Below are 23,163 nucleotides of genomic sequence, written 5' to 3'. Positions count from 1 at the left end.
GCCGCCGGCGCCAAAGCAATCAGACCGGCGGGCCGGCGCTGACCGAAGCGTCCAATCCGGCGCGCCGTCGCGACGCCGCCCATCACGTCGCTGCACAATCGGAAGCAGACGCCTACTCAGGCGCTCCGGTCGCACCGCTCAACGACGCGCGGCGGATCCACACCCGTTGCATCCGCCGCAAGCCGCCGCGACCTCGGACGAAGGAGGAGCGATCCAGCGCGCCAAAGCCGGACGCCCCGCGCGCAGCAGACCGACGGCGATCGCGACACGCGCCTGCCGCACGGCCTGCGGCCACTGTCGCTGCACGAGATAGCCGGCGCTCGCGATCACGGCGATCGCGATGACGACGTACTGTGCTGCCAGCCCGAGCGCGATCGTCATCCGGCCCCCAGCAGCACGGCCAGTTGGTACGTCACGAACGACGCCAGGTACGCAAGCGCGAACAGGTAGCCCGTCGCGATGCCGACCTGCTTCCAAGAGTGCGTCTCGCGCCGGATCGTCGCGAGCGTCGACAGACACTGCGGCGCATAGATGAACCAGACCAGCAGCGACAACGCGGTGGCGAGCGACCAGGTATCGGTGATGATCAGGGTCAGCATCTCCGTGACCGCGGCCTCGTCTGCGGCCTGCAACGCGTACACGGTCGCCAGCGATGACACCGCGACTTCACGAGCGGCAAGGCCCGGGATCAGCGCGATGCAGATCTGCCAGTTGAAACCCAACGGCGCGAAAACGACGGTCATGGCATGGCCGATGCGGCCCGCCAGGCTGTAGTCGATGGCGGGGCCGGTCGCGCCCGGCGGCGGTGCCGGGAACGACAGCAGGAACCACAGCAGCACGGTCATCGCGAGGATGATCCCGCCGACGCGGCGCAGGAAGATCCACGCGCGCTCCCACAGCCCGATCAGCAGATCGCGCGGATGCGGCACACGGTATGACGGCAGCTCCAGAAGCAGCGCATGTTCGGACTTGTCGCGCCGCCATTTCTTCATGACCCACGAGACCGCGAGCGCGCTCACGATGCCGGCCGCATACAGCGCGAACAGCACGAGTCCCTGCAGGTTGAACACGCCCCACACCTGCTGCTGCGGAATAAACGCGCCGATCAGCAGCGCGTAGACCGGCAGCCGCGCCGAGCACGTCATCAGCGGCGCGACGAGGATGGTCGCAAGGCGATCGCGCGGGTCCTGGATCGTGCGCGTGGCCATGATCCCGGGAATCGCGCAGGCGAAGCTCGAAAGCAGCGGAATGAACGAGCGGCCCGACAGGCCCGCGCCCGCCATCATCCGGTCCAGCAGGAACGCCGCCCGCGGCAGGTAACCGGACTCCTCGAGCGCGAGGATGAAGGCGAAGAGGATCAGGATCTGCGGCAGGAACACGATCACCCCGCCCAAGCCGGCGATGATGCCGTCCACCAGCAGGCTGCGAAGCGGCCCCTCGGACAGCGTGCCACCGACGCCTTCGGCAAGCACGGCGGTGCCGGCCTCGATGAGATCCATCATCGGCGTCGCCCAGGCGTAGACCGCCTGGAAGATCAGGAACATTACGACCGCCAGCGAGGCCAGCCCGAGCACCGGGTGCAGCAGCCAACGGTCGAGCCTGTCATCCACCTCGGCTGTGCGGCGCGGCATGGCCACCGCGAGCGAAAGCAGTCGCCGCGTTTCCGCATGCAGGGCCTCGATGCTGCCGGCCTGGTCGACGGGCAGCCGCCGCTCCGGCTTATGCAGCGAGCCGGCCAGCGAGTCCAGGCGGGCAACCAGGTCGCGCGCTCCATTGCGGCGCACCGCTACGGTCGGGACGACCGGCACGCCGAGCTCGCGCTCGAGCGCCTGGAGGTCTATGTGGATGCCGCGGCGGCGGGCCGCGTCCATCATGTTGACCGCAAGGACCATCGGCCTGCCGAGCTCCCGCACCTCCAGCGCGAAACGTAAGTGCAGCCTGAGATTGGTGGCATCGACCACGCAGACGATCACGTCCGGCGCCGGCTCGCCCGGGTAGTAGCCGCGGCACAGGTCGCGGGTCACCGCCTCGTCGAGGCTGGCCGCGTGGAAGCTGTAAGCGCCCGGCAGGTCGAGCAATGCGTACTCGCGCCCGGATGGCGCGTGGAAGCGGCCTTCCTTGCGCTCGACCGTCACGCCCGCGTAGTTGGCGACCTTCTGCCGGCTGCCGGTCAGCAGGTTGAACAGCGCGGTCTTTCCGCAGTTCGGATTGCCGACCAGCGCGAGCCGCGTCGCCGGGTTCGCGCTCATGCGACGGGCTCTGTCGCGTCGGCAGTCACCTGCACGCGCGCCGCCTCGCTGCGGCGCAACGCGAACCGCGTGAAGCCGATCTGCACGAGCAACGGCTCGGCCGAGACGGGCCCGGCCGCAACGACCTCGACACGCTCGCCCTGCACGAAGCCGAGCTCCCGCAGGCGCCGCGCGATCGCGTCATTCGGTGCGGCGTCCTGCACGGACTGCACCGTCGCAGCCACGCGGTGCGGCAGTTCGGACAACTTCAAGGGCTCACCTTCGACCGAGTGGTCACAGACGCCAAATGGGAATCGTTCTTAATTCTAGCATCCGCCTGCACGGTGCCAGCGCTCGTGGCTGGCTATCATCTCGGGCTTCATGAATGAGGCGAACGACGTGAGCCATCCCCTGCTGAGTCTGCGCGACGGGCCTGTAGCCCGGCTGCGCCTCAACCGACCTGAACTGCACAACGCATTCGACGCGCGCCTCATTGCCGCGCTGACCGGCGCGCTCTCGGCGGTCGCCGCGGACCCGACCGTCCGGGTAGTCGTGCTCGAGGGCGCCGGCGCGTCGTTCTCGGCCGGCGCCGACCTCAACTGGATGCGCGACATGGCGTCGGCCAGCGAGGAGGAAAACCGCACCGATTCGCTTGCCCTCGCCCGCCTGATGCGTTCGCTCAACGAACTGCCGAAGCCGACGATCGCACGCGTGCATGGCGCGGCGTTCGGGGGCGGGGTCGGTCTGGTTGCATGCTGCGACATCGCGATCGGCGCGCCCGAGGCGAAGTTCGGGCTGACGGAAAGCAAGCTCGGACTACTGCCTGCCGTGATCTCCCCGTACGTGATCGAAGCGATCGGCGCACGCGAGGCGCGACGCTGGTTCGCTACGGCCGAGATCTTCGACGCTTGCACGGCCGCACGGATCGGCCTGCTTCACGACGTGGTTCCGGCTGAAGACCTCGACTCCGCGATCCAGCGGCAGGTCGATCTGCTGCTCAAGGCCGGCCCGCTTGCGGCCGCGCAGGCGAAGGAGCTCGTGCGACGCGTGGCGACGCAGACCGACCCGGCGACGCTGGATGCCGACAACGCCGAGCTGATCGCACGCCTGCGGGTTTCGCCGGAGGGCCAGGAAGGCCTCGGCGCATTTCTCGATAAGCGCAAGCCCGCGTGGTGCGACGCCAAGTGAATCGAGCCGCTGCCGCTGACCGGCGGCGCCGGACCTGTTCGTTCACGGCCGGTCGCGGCCTTGCCGCGGCGATTGCCGCGTCAATCACAGGCAGTGCCGAGCAACATGGTGAGCACGAGCCCACACCGCTTCTGAAACAATAAACGCGTAACCCGCGGCAGCTTGCCCATCCGCCGCTGCCACCCTGCCCTCCGTCCGCTTCGCAAGAGCCCGAACCGAGCCGCGCATGTTCGAAAAAATCCTGATTGCCAACCGTGGCGAGATCGCCTGCCGCGTCATCCGCACCTGCCGCAGGCTCGGCATCCGCACCGTGGCGGTGTACTCGCAGGCCGACGCCGACGCGCAGCACGTGCGCCAGGCCGACGAGGCGTACTGCATCGGCGGCCCGCGCCCGCAGGAGTCGTACCTGCGCGGTGACGCGATCATCGAGGTCGCGCAGCGATCGGGGGCGCAGGCAATCCACCCGGGCTATGGGTTCCTCAGCGAGAACGCCGATTTCGCCGATGCGGTGGAAGCCGCAGGCATCGTGTTTATCGGCCCCAAGGCCGCCTCGATGCGCAAGATGGGCAGCAAGGCCGGTGCGAAGGAGCTGATGCAGGCGGCTGGCGTGCCCGTGGTGCCCGGCTACACCGGCGAGGACCAGTCGCCTGACCTGCTGCATCGCGAAGCCGACCGCATCGGCTACCCGCTGATGATCAAGGCCGCGCACGGCGGCGGCGGCAAGGGCATGCGCATCGTGCGCAGCAGCGAGGAGTTCATCGCGAGCCTCGAAAGCTGCCAGCGCGAGGCGCGCAACGCATTCGGCCGCGACCGGGTGCTGCTGGAACGCTACGTCGAGAAGCCGCGCCACATCGAGATCCAGGTGTTCGGCGACGCGCACGGCCACGCGATCCACCTCAACGAGCGCGAGTGCTCCGCGCAGCGCCGCTACCAGAAGGTGCTCGAGGAATCGCCGTCGGCATTCCTGACGCCGCAGCTGCGCGCGGCGATGGGCGAAGCGGCGGTGATGGCCGCGCGCGCGATCGACTACGTCAACGCGGGCACCGTGGAGTTCATCGTTGGCCAGGACGGCGACTTCTACTTCATGGAGATCAACACGCGACTGCAGGTCGAGCACCCGGTCACCGAGATGGTCACCGGGCTGGACCTCGTCGAGTGGCAGCTGCGCGTTGCCGCAGGCCAGCCGCTGCCGCTCGCGCAGGACGCGATCGCGCAGCGCGGCCACGCCATCGAAGTGCGCCTCTACGCAGAGGATCCCGAATCCGGCTTCCTGCCGGGCTCCGGCCGCCTGGAGCAGCTGCGATTGCCCGTGCCGGGCCCGCACGTGCGCATCGACTCGGGCGTGGTCGAGGGCGACCTCGTCACCATCTTCTATGACCCGATGATCGCCAAGCTCATCGTGTGGGACGAGGACCGCCCGCGTGCCCTCGCCCGCATGGCCGATGCGCTGGCGCAGTGCGATATCGCCGGGCCGAAGTCGAACATCGAGTTCCTCGAGCGTCTCGTCCGCCACCCCGCCGTGCTCACCGCGACGATCGACACGAGCTATCTGGACCGGCAGCTCGAGGAGTTCCTGCCGGCTGCCGGCGCGCCGGACACCGACCTCCTGCTCGCCGCCGCGGTTGCGCAGATGCTCGGGCAGGAACAGGGCTCGCGCGATGCTGCATCGTGCTCGGGCGACCCGACCTCGCCTTGGGCGATCGCCGACGGCTGGCGCCTCGGCCATGGCGGCCGCCGCACCATTGCGCTGATGCACCGTGGCGAGCGCTACGAACTGCAGGCACAGGGCAGCGCCGGCGATTACCGCATCGAGCACGCGGACGCCGCCCATGCCGTCACCGGCGCGCGACTGGACGCTGGCGTACTGAGCCTGCGCATCGGTGAGCGCGCCCGCCGCTTCGCGGTCGCCGGTGCCGAGCGACAGATCGCCGTGCACGACGGCCGCACGCGGCTGGTTGTCGAGCCGGTTTCCGTTTATCGGCACACGGATGCGCTGGCAGGCAGCGGCGCGGACCGCGTGCTCGCCCCGATGCCGGGGCGCGTCGTCGTCGTGAAGGCCGCGGCCGGCGATGCCGTGCAGGCCGGCCAGGAAGTGATGGTGATCGAAGCGATGAAGATGGAACTGAGCCTCAAGGCCCCGCGCGACGGCACCGTTGCCGAGGTGCGCGCGGCCGCCGGCGATTTCGTCGAGGCCGATGCCGTGCTGGTGGCGCTCGAAGCATGACGGCCACAGTCCGCATCGTCGAAGTCGGGCCGCGCGATGGCCTGCAGAACGAGAAGGCGATGGTCTCCACCGCCGACAAGATCGAACTCGTCGATCGCCTGACCGCGACCGGCCTGCGCAGCATCGAAGTGACGAGCTTCGTCAGCCCGAAGTGGGTACCGCAGCTTGCCGACGCACCCGATGTCTTCTCGGGCATCCGGCGCGCCGCGGGCGTGTCGTATCCGGTACTGGTGCCTAACGAACAGGGCTACGAGCGGGCGCGCAGCGTCGGGGTCGAGGAAATCGCCGTGTTTTCGGCGGCTTCGGAGGCATTCAACCGACGCAACATCAACGCTTCCATCGAAGAGTCGCTCGCGCGCTTCGAGCCGGTCATGGCCCGCGCGAAAGCCGACGGTGTGCGCGTGCGCGGCTACGTCTCCACCGTGCTGGGCTGCCCGTACCAGGGCGAAGTGTCGTTCGACGACGTGGTGCGCGTCAGTGAGCGCCTGCACTGCATGGGCTGCTACGAGATCTCACTGGGCGACACGATCGGCGTGGGCACGCCGGGCAAGGCGCGCCAGATGGTCCGCGCAGTGGCGGCCGCGGTGCCCGTCGATGCGCTCGCCGTGCATTTCCATGACACCTACGGTCAGGCGCTCGCGAACATCCTCGCCTGCCTCGAGGAAGGCATCGCCGTGGTCGATTCCGCGGTCTCCGGCGCCGGCGGCTGTCCGTACGCTGCCGGCGCGAGCGGCAACGTGGCAAGCGAGGATGTCGTCTACATGCTGCACGGGCTTGGCATCGAAACAGGCGTCGACCTCGGTCGCCTCGCCGAAACCGGTCGCTGGCTTGCCGGCGTGATGGGGCGCGAGACCGGCAGCAAGGCGGGACGGGCACTGCAGCAATGAAACGGGTGCCGCAGGACTCGACTCGCGCCGTCGACGTTGGCGCCGCGCTCGGCCACGTCGACCGCCTGCTGCAGTCTGCCGACCTGTCCGGCCGCGACCGCAATGCCCTGCAGTCGGTGCGCGATACCCTCGCCGCGATCGAAGCCGACGCGCCCGCGAGCCTGCCGACGTACCGCGAGCTGTTCAACGCGATGCCCGATCCGGTCACCGTGCTCGACATGGATGGCGTCGTTCTCGAACTCAACGACGCAGCACTGCGAGCCTTCCGGCAGCCACGCGACGAGGTGATCGGCCGCCCGATCCACGAACTCAATCCCGACCTGCCTCGCGACCACATGGGCCCCGTGCGAGAGGCGGTGAACCGCGGCGAGCGCTACCTGACCGAGGTGACGAACAAGCGCGCCGACGGCACGCGCTTCCCGGTCGAAGTGCATTCGGCCCGGCTCGACTACGACGGCCATCGCTACGTGGTTGCAGTCGCTCGTGACCTGACCAGCCGGCGCAGCGGCGAACTCCGCTATCGCGAACTCATGGAGCTCGTGGACAAGGGCATCCTGATTCGCGACGAGACCGACCGCGTCGTACACGCGAACGCGGCGGCGATGCGCATGTTCGAGGTGGGCGACCAACCGGTCGACGAAGCGTTCCGCCGCGAGCACTGGCTGATCATCAACGAGGACGGCCGCGAGCTCGAGGCGGACGAACTGCCGGCGGTTCTCGCCCGCACCACGGGCCGCGTGATCGGTAGCACCGTGCTCGGCTACTACCACCGGGTCAGCCGGCGACTGATCTGGGTTTCGGTCACCGCCGTGCCCCAGTTCGCACCTGACACCGACCGCGTGCAGCAGGTGATGACGCTGTTCTCCGACGTCACCGCGCTCAAGCGCGACAGCTCGCTGTTCGATCGCGCGCAGGCGTTGGCCCACATCGGCGGATGGGAATGGGAGCCCGGCCAAGACCGCCTGTACCTGACCGACGAGGCGCAGCGCATCCTGGGCCGCGAACCGGCGCCGCGCACGATGGACGAGCTGCTCGGCTCGCTGCGCGAAAGCGACCGGCGCGAGCTTCGCGACGCCCTCGACGCCGCACTGGCCGACACCGGCGAGCTCGACGTCGAGGTGCTGGCGACGCGCGGCGACGGACACAGCGTCTGGATACGCATGATCGGCGAATCCGACACCAACCAGCCGCTGCAGGCGCGACTGACCGGCACGCTGCAGGACGTCACCGAGCGGCGCCAGGGCGAGGAAACACTGCGTGTACAGTCCCGCACGGACCCACTGACCACGCTGCTCAATCGCGACGCACTTCTTTCGGAGCTGGACGTGCGCCTGGCCGATCCGACGCAGACCGGCGTCGCCGTGCTGTACGTCGACCTCGACCGCTTCAAGGTGGTCAACGATCTGCTCGGCCACGCGGCCGGCGACGGCCTGCTCGCCTCGGCTGCGCACCGCATCCAGCACGCGGTCGGAAGCGAGGGCCTGACGGCCCGCTTCGGCGGTGACGAGTTCCTCATCGTGTGCAACACGCGCGACGATCCCGGTCGTCCGCAGCGCCTGGCGCAGGCGATCGTTGACGCATTCAACCCGAGCTTCCGGCTCGACGACGATGACTTCAACGTGACCGCAAGCGTCGGTATCGCGCTGGCAAGCATGCCCGGCACCACCGCCCAGGCGCTGATCCAGAACGCCGACGTGGCGATGTTCGAAAGCAAGCGCCGCGGCCGCAACGGGTGGCAGCTGTTCACCCAGCCGATGGCCGAACAGCAGCAGCACCGACTGCAACTCGAAAACAAGCTGCGCCGCGCAACGGAAAAGGGCGAGTTCCGGCTCGTCTACCAGCCGCAGATCGACCTCACCACGGGCGTGCTCGTCGGCGTCGAGGCCCTGATCCGCTGGAAGAACCAGACACTCGGCGAGATCCGTCCGGACCGCTTCATCGAGCACGCCGAAGCGACCGGCGACATCGTCGGCATCGGTGGTTGGGCGCTGCGCGAAGCCTGCCGCCAGATGCGCGAATGGCTCGACGCCGGCGTATCGGTGCCACGCGTGGCGGTTAACGTCTCGTACCGCCAGTTCCTGGCCGAGGACCTGGCCGGCAACGTGCGGGCCGCGCTCGAGGAGCACCGGCTGCCGGGCGCGGCGCTGGAACTCGAATTCACCGAGCGCGTCCTGATCGAGGACGTCCCCGATACGCTGCGCGCGTTCGCCGCGCTCCGCGAGCTCGGCGTCGCGCTGTCGATCGACGACTTCGGTGAAGGCTACAGCGCGTTGAACTACCTGCGCCGCCTGCCGATCCACGGTGTCAAGATCAGCAAGCTGTTCGTCGAAGGCGTGCCGGAGAACGACTCCGACGTTGCGGTATGCCGCGCCGTCGCCGGCATCGCGCAGAGCCTCGGGCTGGATGTCGTTGCCGAAGGTGTCGAGAACGAGCGCCAGCGCGAGTGCCTGCGGCAGATGGGCATCGCGACCGGACAGGGTTATCTCTTTGCACCGGCGCTGCAGCCTGATGAAATCGAGGCCCGCTACGGCCGCCTGCTCACCACCCGGTGACCTTCCGATGACCCAGGACTTCCAGATACGCCCGATCGAGCCCGCCGACGATGCATCGGTGGCCGCCATCATCCGAACCGTCATGCCCGAATTCGGCGCGAGTGGTGAGGGTTTCGCGATCAAGGACCCGGAGGTGGACTGGATGCACCGCGCGTACTCCGGCCCGCGCAGTGCGTATTTCGTCGTCGAACGCGAGGGCCGGGTCATGGGCGGCGGCGGCATCGCGCAACTCACCGGCGGCGACGCCGACGTCTGCGAATTGCGCAAGATGTATTTCCTGCCCGAGCTGCGGGGCTTCGGTGCGGGTGCGGCCCTGATGACCCGATGCCTCGAAGCTGCGCGCGGCTTCGGATATCGCCAGTGCTACATCGAGACACTCACCGGCATGGACGCCGCCATGCGGCTGTACGAGCGCAGCGGCTTCCGCCGCATTGATGGGCCGCTTGGGGATACCGGGCACGGCGGCTGCAACCGCTTCTACCTGCTCGACCTGCAGTAAAGCCGCTGCGCGCGGCCGCGCCACCGCCGAGGCTTTAGAATCGGCGGTTTTCCGGCTACAGGAAGCGTCCATGCAGCTTGCCCAAACCCGCGCCGTCATCACCGGCGGCGTCTCCGGCCTCGGCTTCGCCGTCGCCCAGCATCTGGTCTCCCACGGCGCGAAAGTCGCGCTGCTCGACGTCAATGACGACAAGGGTGCGGCCGCGGTCGCCGAACTCGGTGAAGCGAACGCACGCTACTTCCGCACCGATGTTACCGACGAAGCAGGCGTCGCCTCCACGCTCGCGCAGGCCCGTGAGTTCCTCGGCGGGCTGAATGCGGCGATCAACTGCGCCGGCATCCTTGGCGCGGGCCGCGTGCTCGGCAAGGAAGGCGCGATGCCCCTTTCGCAGTTCCAGACCACCGTGATGGTCAACCTGGTTGGCAGCTTCAATGTTGCGAAGGCCGCTGCGGCGCTGATGCAGAACAACGATGCCGGCGATGAAGGCGAGCGCGGCGTCATCGTCAACACCGCCTCCGTGGCCGCGTTCGAAGGCCAGATCGGTCAGGCCGCTTACTCGGCGTCGAAGGGCGGCGTGGTCGGCATGACGCTGCCGATGGCACGCGAGTTCGCACGGTTCGGCATCCGTGTCATGACGGTGGCCCCCGGCGTGTTCTGGACGCCCATGGTCGATGGCATGCCGGAGTCGGTGCAGCAGTCGCTCAGCGCGTCGATCCCGTTTCCCTCGCGCCTGGGCAAGCCCGCCGAGTTCGCAGACCTCGTCGCGTACATCCTGCAGAACGTCTACCTCAACGGCGAAACGATCCGCCTCGACGGCGCGACGCGGCTCGCGCCTAAGTAAAGCCGCAAAACGGCGCGCGCTGCTGCCTCCATCGCTGCCGTTGGCGGCAGCGCCCGTTCGGTACCCGATTCTTCAATTCCGAATCCAGAGTCCGATGAAAGCCTACGACGTCAAGAAAGGTAACGTGGTCGAGCACAACAACGGCGTGTACCAGGTGCGCGACATCGAGCGCAGCTCGCCGCAGGGTCGCGGCGGCAATGTGCGCTTCCGCTTCACGATGTACAGCGTGCCGGGTGGGAACAAGCTCGATGCGAGCTTCGACGGAGACGACGACCTTCGCGAAGTCGAACTCTCGCGCCGCCAGGCGACGTTCTCGTACATGGATGGCGATGCGTTCGTCTTCCTCGACGACGAGGACTACACGCCGTACACGCTCGACCCGAATGCGATCGGTGACGCGGCCGGCTACATCGTTCCCGATCTCGCCGGTTGCTACGTGCAGATCATCGACGACATGCCCGTCGCACTGCAGTTGCCGCAGACCGTGACGCTCGAAGTCGTCGACACGCCGCCGGAGCTCAAGGGCGGCACTGCGACGAAGCGTCCGAAGCCGGCGAAGCTGTCGACCGGCCTCGAAATCATGGTCCCGGAGTACATCGGTAACGGCGAACGCGTGCTGGTTAACACCACGACGGGCGAGTTCGCCGGCCGGGCTGATTGAGCCCGCCACGCGCATTCCGCTGCCGAGCCTGGGGCCGCAGCGGGTTGCGAGTCGGCCGGGTCGTCGTGACGGCTGGCACGTCCCATTCGTGAAATGGGGAGATCGGGCGCATTCCCGGCGGGCTCAGTCCTGCCATAGTCAGCGGCCGATTGCTTTCCACGTAATGCACGGCCGCCCATGCTTGACGTCGACACGACCGCCCTGAGTCTCGATGAGTGCCTTCGCGCGCGTGATGCGGGCGAGCCCGTGCATGGCTCCGTCGCCGATCGCCGCCTGCTGGTGGGCGATCTGCCAGGCGCCATCGCGGCGTACCGGGCGGCCCCAGACCAGATCGACGCTGCGCTGAAGCACGCCTGGTGCCTCGCCGAGCAATGGAAGCTCCGCCAGGCGGCGGAGATCCTCGGCGACGGCGAGCACTCGTCCAGTCCGGAATCGCTTGCGCTGCAGCTCAGGGTGCTGGACGGCGCGTCCGGCCGGGACCGCTCGGGCTCCGCGGTCCATCGCCGGATGCAGGTACTCGCCGAGCGGCTTTACGAGGTCGACTCGCCATCGAGGCGGGTCATGGCCGCCTGGTGGGGGTTCCTCATGAGTGGGGGTCGCTACGCGCAGATGCGGGCCATGGCGCTGCGGGCAGCGGAGTTCTTTCCCGGAGACGCGGCGCTGCACCAGTCGATCCTGCGCGCCTTCGAAAAAAGCAGGCTCTCACCCGAGATTCCGCTGCGCGCGCTCGTCGAGATGCTGGGCCCCGAATCGACTGGCGACGACTGGCGGTACGCACTGGTCCGCAGCAAGGACGCAGGCCTGCTCGAGCTGTTCGAGCACGGGGTCGAGCGTCTAGTCGCATGCGCCCCGCTTAGGCCCGCGGTGGAGGCACTGCGGTCTGTCGCCCATGGCGGCGCTGCAGATCTACCCGCGGACGCCGATGGCCAAGTGGCCTGGCTGCGCGTGGCGATTGCCCTCGCCCGCCTCGAGCGCGCAGTGGAAGAAGGGCAGCAGATCGCCCCGGCGGCACGCGGCTATCTGGACGCGCTCTGGGCCGCCCCGGATACCCAGGCGCTGCGTTGCAGCGATCGCGTGCAGTGGCAGGTGGACTGCCCGGGCGGCCAGCAGTTTTCTTTCAGCATCGAAGTGCAGCTGGACGAGATCGATCTGCACGTGCGCGATCTGCTGTCAAACACAGACCTCGACCGCTGGGACATCGCCCTGCTGCTGAACGCGCATGCCGGTGCCGCGAAGCGCATCGAACGCGTGCCCGCTCACCTGCTCCCGCCGATCGGCGTAGGGATGCAACTCGAACGCGCGTCCGAGGAGCAGGTGCCGGATCTGCTGCAGCGCTATCTCGCGGCATTCGAGCGCTGCGGCATGGGAATGGACATGGTGGACACCGGCATCGTGGACCTGGACCTGGTGCTGGGCCGCCTCTGGGTGTCCGCTGTCGACCTTGCCGTGCAACTGGCCGAAAGCCTCGAAGGCCCCGAGCCTCTGTGCACTGGCGGCGCGCTGCTCAGCCTGCTCGAGCCGATCGTCCACGAGCAAAGCATCAACCCCGAACTGGCCGATCGTGGAAAGGTTGCGCTCAGGCGCCTTTCAAAAGCGGTGCTCCTGCACTGCGACTCCCCACTCGCCCGCTCCTACCTGCCGCGCGCCAAGCTGCAGTTGATGGGCTAGCGGGCGCAGGCAGGCGTCCGTGCGTGCTTGCGCGGACGCGTGGACCGCGCAGAGCAGCCTGGCTTCCGCGGCGCGTCGGTTGGCGGATCAGGCGTCGAACACCTTGCCGGGATTCATGATGCCGTTCGGGTCGAGCACGCGCTTGATGCCGCGCATCAGTGCAACCTCGGCCTCGCTGCGGGTGTCCAGCAGGTAGGGCTTCTTCACCAGGCCGATGCCGTGCTCGGCCGAAATACTTCCCCCATGCCGAGCGAGCGCGGCCGACAGCAGGTCGGTCACCTGCTCGCATTGCGCAACGAACACGTCCTGCGCCATGCCCTCGGGCGGCACGACGTTGATGTGCAGGTTGCCGTCGCCGATGTGGCCGAACCACACCACATCCACGCCCGGATAGCCGCGCTCGATGAGCGCCTGCGTCTCGGCCAGGAAAGCCGGCATCGCCGAGACGCGCACGGATACGTCGTTCTTGTACGGCTTGTGGCGCGCGAGGCTTTCAGTGATGCCCTCCCGCAGGCGCCACAGCTGCGCGGCCTGCGCGTCGCTCTGGCTGATCACGCCGTCCAGCACCAGCCCCTGCTCGACGCAGAACTCGAATGCCGCGAGCGCGGCCGCCTCCCGCGCCTCGCTGCCCGACGCGAACTCCGCGACGACGAAGTACGGATAGTCCTCGGCAAACGGCCGTTGCGCGCCGTGCACCAGCACATGGTGCAGCGCGCGATCGGTGAAAAACTCGAACGCTTCCAGCTCCAGACGCGCCCGGAACGCAGCGAACACCTGCATCAACGCCTCAAACGACGGCAGGGCCAGCAGCATCACCTGCGTCGGCGGCGGCGGGTCGGCCAGCCACAGCGTCGCCTCCACGACCACGCCGAGCGTGCCTTCCGAACCGATCAGCAGATGGCGCAGGTCGTAGCCGCTCGCGTTCTTGACCAGCCCCCGGTTGAGGTCGAGCACTTCGCCCGAGCCGGTCACGACCTTGAGCCCCGCGATCCAGTTGCGCGTATTGCCGTAGCGGATCACCCGGATGCCGCCGGCGTTCGTTGCAATGTTGCCCCCGATCGAACACGAGCCGCGCGCGCCGAAGTCGACCGGGTACGCCAGCCCGTGTTCGCGCGCGGCGTTGTGCACAGCTTCGAGCACGATGCCGGGCTGCACGGTCAGCGTGCGGTCCACAGCGTCGAACCCCACCACCCGATTCATGCGCTCCATGCTCAGCACAAGCTCGCCATTGGCGGCCACGGCGCCGCCGGACAGGCCCGTCCGGCCGCCTGACGGGACGACTGCTACGTGCTCGTCGTTCGCCCAGCGCACGATCGATTGAACCTCATCCGCCGAAGCCGGCAGCGCGACCGCAAGCGGCGCAGGCGTCCATCGTCGCGTCCAGTCTCGACCGTAGTGCTCGAGGTCGGCCGCGTCCGTCAGCAGTCGAAGCTCGGGCGCGAGGCGGCGCAGGCGCTCCAGGCGTTGATCGGTCATCGCGACAGGCTCGTTACCGGGGAACGGCAGCGTGCCGCGGCGCAGCAACCAAGTCCAGCCGGGTCGGCAGCGGACACGCGATCTGCGATATTGACCGACGTCCCCCGCGACGGAGCGCCCCCGTGGCCCACCGAACCTCGTTTCCGAAACATGAAATCCGCGTGCTGCTGCTCGAAGGCATCAGCGCGAGCGCAGCCCAGAGCTTCCGCGCCGCGGGCTACTCGCAGATCCGGCTGTTCGACAAGTCGCTGCCCGAAGAGCAACTGCGCGAAGAGCTCGCCCAGGCCCACATCGTCGGCATCCGGTCGCGCACGCACCTGACGGCCGAGCTGCTCAACGAAGCACGTCGGCTGATTGCGGTCGGTTGTTTCTGCATCGGCACCAGCCAGGTTGACCTCGATACGGCCGAAGAGCTCGGCATTCCCGTGTTCAACGCGCCGTACTCGAACACGCGAAGCGTCGCCGAACTCGTAATTGCCGAAGCGATCATGCTGCTGCGTGGCATCCCCACAAAGAACGCCCAATGCCACCGCGGCGGCTGGTCGAAGTCCGCCGCCGGCAGCCACGAGGCGCGCGGCAAGACGATCGGCATCATCGGTTACGGCCACATCGGCACGCAGGTCGGCGTGATCGCCGAAGCGCTCGGCATGCAGGTGGTTTTCTACGACATTGAAACCAAACTTGCTCTCGGCAATGCCCGCTCTGCGGGAAGCCTGGACGAGCTGCTGGCGCGCAGCGATGTAGTGACGTTGCACGTACCGGAAACGCCCGCCACGCGCGAGATGATCGGCGCGATGCAGATTGCCGCCATGAAGCCGGGCGCGCACCTGATCAATGCGTCGCGCGGCACTGTGGTCGACGTCGACGCGCTCGCGGATGCCGTCCGCAGCGGTCACGTCGGAGGCGCGGCAGTGGACGTGTTCCCGGTCGAGCCCAAGAGCAACGCGGATGTGTTCCAGACACCACTCGCCGGGCTCGACAACGTGCTGCTAACGCCGCATGTCGGCGGCAGCACGCTGGAAGCGCAGGACAACATCGGCCTGGAAGTCGCGGCGAAACTGATCCGCTACAGCGACAATGGCTCGACGCTCTCGGCCGTCAATTTCCCCGAAGTGTCGCTACCCGAGCACACCGGCAGCACGCGTTTCCTGCACATCCACCGCAACGTGCCAGGTGTTCTGTCGCGCATCAACGAAGTGTTCTCGCGGCTGGGTGCGAATATCGACGGGCAGTTCCTGCGTACCCACCCGAAGGTCGGCTACGTCGTGATCGACGTCAGCGGAACGCAAACGCAGCTGGACGATATCCGCACCGCACTGTCCGAGATCCCGGAGACCCTGCGCACGCGGGTGCTCTACTGACAGGCATCGCGCGCTATCCGCGGGGGCGCTGCCCCCCCGCGGGCAGCGCGTCCGCGAGCCGCGCGTTATTCGCCCCGCAGACGGCGGACCCAGAACCCGGCATTCCGGATGCCAAGGGCATCTGGGTCGAACACGGGCTCCGCGGCGCCGTCTTTCTTCTGCCGCTCGTAGTCGCGCAGGGCAGCCAGCGCGGGCCGCTGGATGATCAGGATCGCCACGATGTTGAGCCATGCCATCAGGCCCACGCCGATGTCGCCGAGCGTCCACGCCGAACCCGCGCTTCGCACGACGCCGAGCACCACGGCGAGCAGAATGCCGATCCGAAGGGCGGGCACCATCCAGCGACGATGGGTGTTGCGGTTGATGTACGCGACGTTGGTTTCCGCCATGTAGTAGTAGGCGATGATCGTCGTGAACGCGAAGAACGTCAGCGCGATCGCCACGAAGCCGGCACCCAGGCCCGGCAGCACCGATTCCACTGCTGCCTGCGCGAAGCCCGGCCCGGGCTCGACGCCAGGCAGCTGGCTGACGACCAATGCCCCCGTCTCGCCCACCACGTTGTACATCCCGGTGGAGAGGATCATGAACGCGGTCGCCGAGCACACCAGCAGCGTGTCGATGTAGACCGAGAACGCCTGAACGTAACCCTGCTCGGCCGGGTGCGAGACCTCGGCTGCGGCAGCCGCGTGCGGCGCCGTGCCCTGCCCGGCCTCGTTCGAATAGATGCCGCGCTTGACGCCCCACTGGACCGCGAGCCCGAGCATGCCGCCGAACGCCGCTTCAGCGCCGAACGCGCTACGGAAAATCAGGGCGAACATCTCAGGCAGCACTTCGGCATTCGCGACCATGATCCACAGCGCAACCGCCATGTAGCCCAGTGCCATGAACGGCACGACGACTTCCGCGAAGCGCGCGATGCGCTTCACGCCGCCGAAGATGATGAGCGCGAGGATTGCCGCCAGCGGCAGCGCCACTACAAGTGGCGCGATGCCCCAGGCGTTGCGCATGCCGGTCGCGATGCCGTTCGCCTGCACGCCGGGCAGCAACAGTCCGGTTGCCAGAATCGTTGCGCCGGCGAACAGCAGCGCATACCAACGCTGCCCGGTTGCCTTCTCGATGTAGTACGCCGGGCCACCGCGGTAGCGACCTTCGTCATCGGTTTCCTTGTAGATCTGCGCCAGGGTCGACTCGATAAAGGACGTCGAAGCACCCAGGAACGCCATCACCCACATCCAGAAAACCGCGCCCGGGCCACCGCCGGCGATCGCGGTCGCAACGCCGGCGATATTGCCGATGCCGACGCGTCCGGACAGCGACATCGCAAGGGCCTGGAACGAGGATATGCCCGCTTCGGACCTGCGCCCGGAGAACATCAGCCTGACCATCAGCCCCACACTGCGCAGCTGCACGAAGCGGGTCCGGATCGAAAAGTACAGGCCCGCACCCAGACACAGGTATACGAGCGCCGAGCTCCAGACGATGTTGTTGAGCGCGTTTAGAGCAGCATCCACGTGCGATGGTCCTTGGGCGGTGTCGGTGCGAACGACGCGCCGGCAAGGGCATGGCGTTCGTGACGGATAGCGGGCGTGGGCCGAGCGTACCAACAATCGACGGTGTCGCGCCCGGAACGCACGGATCCGACCGCGGTCGTTACCGAACCCCGCCCTGTGCGGCCCGCGCCAGCCACTTGACGGCCATGCGGCGGACGGAAGCATCCACGTCGGGATCGCCGACGAGCTCCGAGACGTCGCGCCATGCCAGTGCGAGCGACTCTTCACTCACCACGAACGCCTCGTGGTCGCTGGCGCGCACGACGAAGCGCGCGTCGTAATGCCAGTGGCCGGGCACGCCCTTGTGTTCCGGAATCCAGTGGCGGTCGAGGTCGAAGATTCCTGGCTCTACGCGCAGTCCGGTCAGCCCGGACTCCTCCTGCGCCTCCCGCAGGGCCGCCAGCGCCAGGTCGCGCTCGCCGTCCGCATGTCCGCCTAGTTGCAACCACAGCCCCAGCTTGCGGTGATGGGTCATCAACAGCCGCGTTCCATCCGCGCTCAGCAGCCAGGCCGATGCAGTGAAGTGGCCGGCGAGGCGATCGCGGACGAACGGATCGTCGGGGTCGTCCAGCAGTTCGAGAAAGAGCGCAGGAGTTTCCTCCAACGGCCACCGTGCGGCGTAATCGGCAAGTGCGTGGCGCAGGCTCGCATCGGACATTGGGGCGCGGATCGGCAGCGCGGGCGGTATCCCGCAGCGCCGCATTATCGCGTTGCGGACGCCTCCTGCGCTGCCTGTTTCCGGGGGCCTGCGTATGGCCGCATTCTGCCTTGCTGCCGCTTTCCCGCGTGGGTTAAGGTGGCCCGCCCCATAACGTTGCGCTTCGTCTGCCGCCCGCGCGGTGGCCCGCCTTTATCCAATTCAGGTAAGACCGATGCTCAAGGACCTGTTCGCCACCAAGCCGGTGGAACCCGCCCCCCATGTCGACGCCGGCGAGCCGGTCGAGGGTTCGACCCGCGGCGAAGCCTCGCTCCAGCGGGTGCTCACAGCGCGTCACCTCGTGCTGCTGGGTGTGGGCGCCATCATCGGTGCGGGCATCTTCGTCATGACGGGCACCGCCGCAGCGAACTACGCCGGTCCGGCAGTCATCCTCAGTTTCGTGCTGGCAGGCGTCGCCTGCGCATTTGCAGGCCTGTGCTACGCCGAGTTCGCCTCGATGATGCCGGTCTCGGGCTCGGCGTACTCCTATACCTACAGCACGATGGGCGAAGTGGTCGCCTGGTTCATCGGCTGGAACCTCGTGCTCGAATACATGTTTGCCGCGTCGACCGTCGCGGTCGGCTGGTCTGGCTACCTCAACAGCTTCCTGAGCTCGTTCGGTGCCGCGGTTCCTGTCGCGTTCGCGCAGGCGCCGTTCGCTTATTCGGCCGAGAGCGGATCGTTCGTCGCCACCGGCTCATTGATCAACCTGCCGGCGGTCCTGATCGTGGCCGCGGTTAGTGCCCTGTGCTACCGCGGCATCACCCAGTCCGCTTGGGTGAACGCGCTGATCGTTGCGATCAAAGTGGCCGTCATCGTGATGTTCCTCGGCTTTGCGGCCCAGTTCATCGACGCCGACAACTGGGTGCCGTTCATTCCCGAAAACGAAGGCGGCACGCGCTTCGGCATGGAAGGCGTCATTCGCGGCGCGGCTGTGGTCTTCTTCGCGTACATCGGCTTCGATGCCGTATCGACCGCCGCCGGCGAGGCCAAGAATCCGCAGCGCGACATGCCGATCGGCATTCTCGGTTCGCTGGCGATCTGCACGCTGCTGTACATCGCCATGGCCGCGACGCTGACCGGTCTGCTTCCGTACACCGAGCTCGGCACCTCGAAGCCGATCGCCACGGCACTTGAGACCTACCCGTCCCTGCAGTGGCTGAAGACCGTCGTCGAACTCGGCGCGATCGCCGGCCTCAGCTCGGTGATCCTGGTCATGCTGATGGGCCAGCCGCGCATCTTCTATTCGATGGCGCAGGACGGACTGATGCCGCGCCTGTTCGGCCGCGTGCATCCGAAGTACCGCACGCCGCACCTGGGCACCATCATCGTCGGCGTGGTCGCGGCGACGATGGCTGGTTTTCTGCCGCTCGACTTCCTCGGCGATCTCGTCTCGATGGGCACCCTGCTCGCCTTCGCGACCGTGTCGGCCGGCGTACTGATCCTGCGGTTCACCCGCCCGGACCTGCCGCGTCCGTTCCGCGTGCCGTTCGCCATGGTGATCTGCCCGCTCGGCGTGATCGCATGCTTGTACCTGTTCTGGCAGCCGTTCGCCGACCACTGGAAGGTCATGCTGGGCTGGACGGTGATCGGGTTCCTGATCTACGGGTTCTACGGCTACCGGCACAGCCGCCTGCGCCTGGCTGCCCGGGCCTGATCCCCAGTGTCGACCCGTCCGGTTCGGGAGCCGAGCCTCCTCCAGGCGTTGACGCCACTGCTGTTCCTGGCGGTGGCGCTCGCTACGGCGGTGTCGCTGTTCAAGGACAACTCCTCGTACGGCGCCAACCAGATCGCACTGATGCTGGCTGGCGGCGTTGCGGCGCTGGTCGGCCTGCGCAACGGGCTGACCTGGGCGCAAATCCAGGAAAGCCTTGTCCACGGCGTGTCACTGGCCATCGTTCCGATCTTCATCCTGCTCGCGGTTGGCGCGCTGATCGGCACCTGGATCCTGTCCGGAACCGTACCTACGCTGATCGTGTACGGCATGAAGTTGATGCACCCCTCGTTCTTCTATCCCGCCACCTGCCTCATCTGCGCGATCGTCGCACTTGCGATCGGCAGCTCGTGGACGGTTGCCGGCACGCTCGGCGTCGCGCTTATAGGCGTCGCGCAGGGCCTGGACATGTCCCCGGCCATCACCGCAGGTGCGGTGATCTCCGGCGCGTACTTCGGCGACAAGATGTCGCCGCTGTCGGACACCACGAACATTGCGCCGGCGACCGCGGGTAGCGAGCTCTTCGAACACATCCGGCATATGGTGTGGACCAGCGGCCCAACCATCGTCATTGCGCTGGTTCTGTTCACCGCGGTCGGTCTCGGTGCAGACCGCAACGACGCCGGCAACACCTTTGGCGATCTTCCGGTGCTGCTGGATGCCCAGTTCAGCCTGGGCCCGCACCTGCTGATTCCGCTGCTGGTCGTGTTCGTGCTCGCGGTGCGCGGCTTCCCGGCGTATCCGACCATCCTGATCGGCGCGCTGCTGGGTGCGGTGTTCGCGGTGCTATTCCAGCCCGACCTCGTCGTGAAGCTTGCGGCCAACGAAGCGCTGTCGCGTCCTCTCGCACTGCTGGCTGGTGCCTGGACCGCATTGTTCGATGGGTACAAGGCGACTACCGGCAATGCGGCGGTCGATGAGCTGCTCAGCCGCGGCGGCATGGCCAGCATGCTCAACACGATCTGGTTGATCGTCGCAGCACTGGCGTTCGGTGCGGTGATGGAAGCCACGGGGCTGCTGGAGCGCATGGTCCGCAGCGTGCTGAAGGCGGCGAAGTCCACCGGCGCGTTGATCACCGCGACGCTAGGCACCGCAATCGGCGCGAACGTGATCGCAGCCGACCAGTACATGTCGATCGTGCTGACCGGCCGCCTGTATCGGCCCGAGTTCGAACGTCGTGGGCTGGCGCCTGTAAACCTTTCCCGAGCGCTGGAAGACGGCGGCACGATCACCTCTCCGCTGGTGCCGTGGAATACGTGCGGCGCATACATGGCCGCCACCCTGGGCGTGGCGACGGTGGACTATCTGCCCTACGCGTTCTTCAACCTGCTGAGCCCGGTCGTGGCCGCGATCCTTGCTTACGCGGGCTTCCGGATCCTGCGTGTCTCTCCCGAGGCCGAGCTGGTCCAGGGCAGAGGTACCGCGAGCTGACCCCGGCCAAACCGGGGCCGTGGCAGCGCCCGCCCCGGTCACGGCCCAGTCCGACGCATCGGATAAACTTCGGGGATGACCACGCTCCCCTTTGATGCGCAGCGCCTTTCGCAGTGCGCAGTCGATATCGCCGCTAACGTGCGCGAGCTGTCCGACCGGGGCTGGACCCCGGCGACGAGCAGTAATTTTTCCCAGCGACTGGACGAGCGCCACGTCGCGATCACCGTATCCGGCCGCGACAAGGGCCGCCTGGTGGAATCCGACATCATGGTGGTCGACCTCGACGGGCAGCCGGTCGCGACGACACAGAAGTCGTCGGCCGAAACGCTGCTTCATACCCAGCTCTACAAGCGGTTTGCCGACGTCGGCTGCGTGCTGCACACCCATTCCCAGGCGCAGACTGTCGCGTCGCGGCTCTTCGCGGGCGCGGGCCACGTGCGGCTGGAAGGCTATGAGCTGCTCAAGGCGTTCCGCGGCAACGACACACACGAGATGGCGGTTGAACTGCCGGTGCTGCCGAACAGCCAGGACATGCACACGCTCGCGGCCCAGGTCGATGCCCTGCTCGACCGCCAGGCCATGTGGGGCTACCTCATCGATGGCCACGGCCTGTACGCCTGGGGCCGCGACATGGCCGAAGCGCGCCGCCACCTGGAGGCGTTCGAATTCCTGCTGGGCTGCGAGCTTGAACTGAGGAGACTGCAACGATGAGCCGCCTGCGCATCTTCAACGAGACCGACACCGAGAACCCCCGCATCTCCACGACCGACCTTGCCGAAATCGCGAGCGAACTCGCGAAGATCGGCGTCGGCTTCGAACAGTGGGAAGCGGGCGCACCCGTGAAGGCCGGCGACGCACCCGACATCATCCTTGACGCCTACCGCAAGGACATCGACCGCCTGGTCGCCGAGCGCGGTTTCAAGACGGTCGACGTAGTCAGCATCTCGCCCGAGCACCCCGAGCGCGAGACGATGCGCGGCAAGTTCCTGGACGAGCATTTCCACAAGGAAGACGAGGTCCGGTTCTTCGTCGACGGCTCGGGCCTGTTCACGCTGCACGTCGGCGATCAGGTCTACGAAATTCTCTGCGAGAAAGGCGATCTGATCGCCGTGCCCGATTCGACGCTGCACTGGTTCGACATGGGGCCGCAGCCGAGCTTTGTGGCGATCCGCTTCTTCACTGAAGCGGACGGCTGGGTCGGTCATTTCACCGGTACCGACATCGCCAAGCGCTTCCCGCGTCACGAGCCTGCAAGCGGCGGCTGAAGCTCGCCATCGGGTCGGGACTCGCCGCTCGATGTCCGTCACCAACACGTAGGCCATAGCACCGATGCCGATCCGCGCGATCCTCACCGATATCGAAGGCACCACCAGCAGCATCTCGTTCGTCAAGGATGTGCTGTTTCCGTACGCGCGCCGCATGCTGCCGGGATTCGTCGAGGCCCGGGGTAACGACCCCGAGGTCCGGCGCTGGCTCGACGCCGTGGCGGCCCAGAATGGCGGCCTCTGCGATGACCGCATGACGGTCGAGGTGCTGCAGGGCTGGATCGACGAGGACCGCAAGCACACGGCGCTGAAAGCGCTGCAGGGCATGCTCTGGGCCGATGGCTATCGCAATGCGGACTTCACCGCGCATATCTACGCCGACGCGGCCGAGGCCCTGCGCGAGTGGCACGATGCCGGCATCCCCCTTTACGTCTACTCGTCGGGCAGCGTCCCCGCACAGCGCCTGTTCTTCGGGCACAGCAGCGCGGGCGACCTGACCGGGCTGTTCTCGGGCTGGTTCGACACCGAGGTCGGTGGCAAGCGTGAGGCGGCCAGCTACCAGGGTATCGCCGAGGCGGTCGGGGCCAAGCCCGGCGACATCCTGTTCCTTTCGGACATCGTTGAAGAGCTGGATGCTGCGCGCGAGGCGGGCCTGCAGACGGTCCTGCTCGACAGGCGCGAGGATTACCCGACCGAGCGCAGCGGTGAGGCTACGCACGGGCATCGGCGCGTCGAGACGTTCGCGGATATCGGGGTCTGAGTCTCTCCCGGGCACTTGGGCGCGCGGCGCGGGCGTTGTGGTGCCGCTTCCGTAAAGGCGCCGCCGCACGCACATGCGCTCTCAAGACTCCGTTCGAACGCGACTGCAGGCGTGCAATCGGGAGCAACTGCCGGCATCGGTTGAGCCGACGCGATCACCGG

At 67.6% G+C, this 23,163-nt stretch carries 20 protein-coding genes; 14 read left to right on the top strand and 6 right to left on the bottom strand.

Going from position 1 to position 23,163, the window contains the following annotated elements:
* Positions 1 to 138: 138 nt before the first annotated feature.
* Genes ACFFGH_RS08555 through ACFFGH_RS08545 form a run of 3 tightly spaced genes read right to left on the bottom strand, consistent with a single transcriptional unit; the run spans position 139 to position 2,500 of the window.
* On the bottom strand, positions 139 to 381 hold the full coding sequence (locus ACFFGH_RS08555; protein ID WP_386666987.1) for a DUF6587 family protein: 243 nt from the start codon (positions 379 to 381) through the stop codon (positions 139 to 141).
* Entirely contained in the window at positions 378 to 2,249 is a 1,872-nt protein-coding gene (feoB, locus tag ACFFGH_RS08550) for a ferrous iron transport protein B (RefSeq protein ID WP_386666984.1), read from the bottom strand. Before feoB ends, ACFFGH_RS08555 begins: the two co-directional genes overlap by 4 nt.
* Positions 2,246 to 2,500: a FeoA family protein gene (locus tag ACFFGH_RS08545; protein ID WP_386666981.1), complete on the bottom strand. Its 255-nt coding sequence runs from the start codon at positions 2,498 to 2,500 to the stop codon at positions 2,246 to 2,248. The genes feoB and ACFFGH_RS08545 overlap by 4 nt, the downstream gene beginning before the upstream one ends.
* A 109-nt stretch (positions 2,501 to 2,609) precedes the next feature.
* On the opposite strand from ACFFGH_RS08545, the gene ACFFGH_RS08540 reads away from it, so the two are divergent.
* The 8 genes from ACFFGH_RS08540 (at position 2,610) to ACFFGH_RS08505 (ending at position 12,748) form a co-directional block, all read left to right on the top strand.
* The gene (locus ACFFGH_RS08540) at positions 2,610 to 3,416 is read left to right on the top strand and encodes an enoyl-CoA hydratase-related protein (RefSeq protein WP_386666978.1); all 807 of its coding nucleotides are present in this window, start codon (positions 2,610 to 2,612) and stop codon (positions 3,414 to 3,416) included.
* 226 nt (positions 3,417 to 3,642) lie between these two features.
* The gene (locus tag ACFFGH_RS08535) at positions 3,643 to 5,640 is read left to right on the top strand and encodes an acetyl/propionyl/methylcrotonyl-CoA carboxylase subunit alpha (protein WP_386666975.1); all 1,998 of its coding nucleotides are present in this window, start codon (positions 3,643 to 3,645) and stop codon (positions 5,638 to 5,640) included.
* On the top strand, positions 5,637 to 6,527 hold the full coding sequence (locus tag ACFFGH_RS08530) for a hydroxymethylglutaryl-CoA lyase (protein WP_386666972.1): 891 nt from the start codon (positions 5,637 to 5,639) through the stop codon (positions 6,525 to 6,527). The genes ACFFGH_RS08535 and ACFFGH_RS08530 overlap by 4 nt, the downstream gene beginning before the upstream one ends.
* A complete protein-coding gene (locus ACFFGH_RS08525; RefSeq protein ID WP_386666970.1) occupies positions 6,524 to 9,079 on the top strand; it encodes a sensor domain-containing protein in 2,556 nt (851 codons plus the stop codon). The genes ACFFGH_RS08530 and ACFFGH_RS08525 overlap by 4 nt, the downstream gene beginning before the upstream one ends.
* Before the next feature lie 7 nt (positions 9,080 to 9,086).
* Positions 9,087 to 9,578 (top strand): GNAT family N-acetyltransferase, encoded by a 492-nt coding sequence (locus ACFFGH_RS08520; protein WP_386666967.1) that lies wholly within the window; start codon positions 9,087 to 9,089, stop codon positions 9,576 to 9,578.
* A 70-nt stretch (positions 9,579 to 9,648) separates the two neighbouring features.
* Positions 9,649 to 10,419, top strand: coding sequence for an SDR family NAD(P)-dependent oxidoreductase (locus ACFFGH_RS08515; RefSeq protein WP_386667452.1), 771 nt, complete (start codon positions 9,649 to 9,651; stop codon positions 10,417 to 10,419).
* A gap of 94 nt (positions 10,420 to 10,513) precedes the next feature.
* Complete coding sequence (gene yeiP / locus ACFFGH_RS08510) at positions 10,514 to 11,080, top strand: elongation factor P-like protein YeiP (RefSeq protein ID WP_386666964.1); 567 nt, start codon at positions 10,514 to 10,516, stop codon at positions 11,078 to 11,080.
* 177 nt (positions 11,081 to 11,257) lie between these two features.
* Positions 11,258 to 12,748, top strand: a complete 1,491-nt coding sequence (locus tag ACFFGH_RS08505; RefSeq protein ID WP_386666963.1) for a hypothetical protein — start codon at positions 11,258 to 11,260, stop codon at positions 12,746 to 12,748.
* A gap of 87 nt (positions 12,749 to 12,835) precedes the next feature.
* Here the strand turns inward: ACFFGH_RS08505 and ACFFGH_RS08500 are convergent, their stop codons facing one another.
* Positions 12,836 to 14,224, bottom strand: coding sequence for a D-2-hydroxyglutarate dehydrogenase (locus ACFFGH_RS08500; RefSeq protein WP_386666960.1), 1,389 nt, complete (start codon positions 14,222 to 14,224; stop codon positions 12,836 to 12,838).
* A gap of 122 nt (positions 14,225 to 14,346) precedes the next feature.
* Here ACFFGH_RS08500 and serA point away from each other — a divergent pair, with 122 nt between their 5' ends.
* Complete coding sequence (serA, locus tag ACFFGH_RS08495) at positions 14,347 to 15,585, top strand: phosphoglycerate dehydrogenase (RefSeq protein ID WP_386666959.1); 1,239 nt, start codon at positions 14,347 to 14,349, stop codon at positions 15,583 to 15,585.
* A 65-nt stretch (positions 15,586 to 15,650) separates the two neighbouring features.
* Here the strand turns inward: serA and ACFFGH_RS08490 are convergent, their stop codons facing one another.
* Positions 15,651 to 17,096, bottom strand: a complete 1,446-nt coding sequence (locus ACFFGH_RS08490; protein WP_386666957.1) for an alanine/glycine:cation symporter family protein — start codon at positions 17,094 to 17,096, stop codon at positions 15,651 to 15,653.
* 139 nt (positions 17,097 to 17,235) lie between these two features.
* Positions 17,236 to 17,793, bottom strand: coding sequence for an NUDIX hydrolase (locus ACFFGH_RS08485; RefSeq protein ID WP_386666956.1), 558 nt, complete (start codon positions 17,791 to 17,793; stop codon positions 17,236 to 17,238).
* Positions 17,794 to 18,007: 214 nt separating this feature from the next.
* Between ACFFGH_RS08485 and ACFFGH_RS08480 the strand changes: the two genes are divergently transcribed.
* The 5 genes from ACFFGH_RS08480 (at position 18,008) to mtnC (ending at position 23,002) form a co-directional block, all read left to right on the top strand.
* Entirely contained in the window at positions 18,008 to 19,489 is a 1,482-nt protein-coding gene (locus ACFFGH_RS08480; protein ID WP_386667451.1) for an amino acid permease, read from the top strand.
* Positions 19,490 to 19,495: 6 nt separating this feature from the next.
* A complete protein-coding gene (nhaC, locus tag ACFFGH_RS08475) occupies positions 19,496 to 20,977 on the top strand; it encodes a Na+/H+ antiporter NhaC (protein ID WP_386666954.1) in 1,482 nt (493 codons plus the stop codon).
* 75 nt (positions 20,978 to 21,052) lie between these two features.
* Positions 21,053 to 21,688: a methylthioribulose 1-phosphate dehydratase gene (locus ACFFGH_RS08470; RefSeq protein WP_386666951.1), complete on the top strand. Its 636-nt coding sequence runs from the start codon at positions 21,053 to 21,055 to the stop codon at positions 21,686 to 21,688.
* Entirely contained in the window at positions 21,685 to 22,242 is a 558-nt protein-coding gene (locus ACFFGH_RS08465) for a 1,2-dihydroxy-3-keto-5-methylthiopentene dioxygenase (RefSeq protein ID WP_386666949.1), read from the top strand. The genes ACFFGH_RS08470 and ACFFGH_RS08465 overlap by 4 nt, the downstream gene beginning before the upstream one ends.
* A 64-nt stretch (positions 22,243 to 22,306) precedes the next feature.
* A complete protein-coding gene (gene mtnC, locus ACFFGH_RS08460; RefSeq protein WP_386666946.1) occupies positions 22,307 to 23,002 on the top strand; it encodes an acireductone synthase in 696 nt (231 codons plus the stop codon).
* The last annotated feature ends 161 nt before the right edge of the window (positions 23,003 to 23,163 follow it).

This window comes from Lysobacter korlensis (assembly GCF_042434515.1).
Note: the sequence above shows the minus strand (reverse complement) of the source record. Positions and strands in the feature narration are given on the sequence as shown.